Genomic DNA, 454 nt, shown 5'->3' on the forward strand with positions numbered 1-454 from the left:
TAGCCGGACTCCACTGGTAAGTGATTCCCGCCACGGTTGCTGCACCGATCGTTTTTCCTGTGTTATTGTTTGCACAGGTTTTGGTAAAGTCTGCTCCGGCATCTGCCGTAGGTACTGACTGATCCACGGTAACGATCACCGTATCGGTAGCCGTACAGCCCGTAGTACTATTGCTCGCTGTTAGCGTATAGGTAGTCGTAACCGATGGATTGGCCATTGGATTCGACACTGTTGCGCTCGTTAATCCTGTAGCCGGGCTCCACTGGTAAGTAGTACCTGCCACCGCTGTCATCCCGATCGTTTTTCCTGTGTTATTAGCAGTACAGGTTTTGATAAAATCCGCTCCGGCATCAGCAGTCGGTAAAGTCAAGTCAACTGTTACCACTACATCGTCACTGGCCGTACAGCCCGTGGTACTATTGGTCGACGTTAGCGTATAGGTGGTAGTCACCGA

1 protein-coding gene is annotated in these 454 nt (G+C 51.1%); it reads right to left on the reverse strand.

Translation table 11 applies throughout. The annotated features are described in order from the left end of the window. The coding region (locus tag AC6CH4_RS25960; RefSeq protein ID WP_498108233.1) for a hypothetical protein at positions 1-454 on the reverse strand (454 nt) is incomplete at both ends.

The sequence above is a fragment of the Flavobacterium sp. GQ95 genome, from assembly GCF_059758655.1.